Source organism: Vibrio sp. 378 (assembly GCF_033339435.1).
Genome location: NZ_JAWOUO010000654.1, coordinates 1 through 654 on the forward strand (window position 1 = coordinate 1; position 654 = coordinate 654).

Consider the following 654-nt stretch of genomic DNA (forward strand, 5'->3'; position numbering starts at 1 on the left):
AGACGTTCGAAGCTAAAACCAAAGTAATACGCGCTCAGTAAGTAATAAATGGCAATAAACACCAACGTTCTTACCAATAACAATGACCCGGTTGATACCTGAGACCAGTAGCCTCGGCCATGACGCTGTGAACCGGTTTGCAAGCCAACTGCCATAATAAGTGTCTGCTGCAAAATCAGCACAAAGACAGCAGGAACCACGTATTCGATATAGCCCATCGTTGGGTTAAAGGTCGGTTTCATGTTCAGCTTGATAGCAGAGTAATTGTGGCTCGCCAAACTAAGGGGTACGCCTTCAATCACCATTTTGCTGACTTTAACTTGTGCGCCTAATGTACCGCCTGCTTGAGCTAAACCTTCAACGACCGTGCCGTAAACCAAGAAGTAAGAGGCGTCTGCAGCGTATGCAAGAGTCGGGCTTTTACCTAACATTACGTCTTTGTAGAAGTGCTCAGGGATCACTAAGAAACCCGTAATTTCGCGATTCAAAAACGCTTGTTTTGCATCCTCAATTGTATGTAAACGCGAGACGATTTTGACTTGAGGTGTCGCATCGACCATACGCTCTAGCTTTAGGCTGGTTTGGCTTCCGTCTAGGTTTACGACCGCAATTGGCTGCTCTCTAGGGGTTTGTTGTGCGTATGGCAGCGGATAC

The 654-nt window shown here is 46.6% G+C and carries 1 protein-coding gene; it reads right to left on the reverse strand.

Features of this window, described 5'->3' with window-relative positions:
• On the reverse strand, positions 1–654 hold a 654-nt coding region (locus R7Q48_RS28085), incomplete at both ends, for an ABC transporter permease (protein ID WP_318133591.1).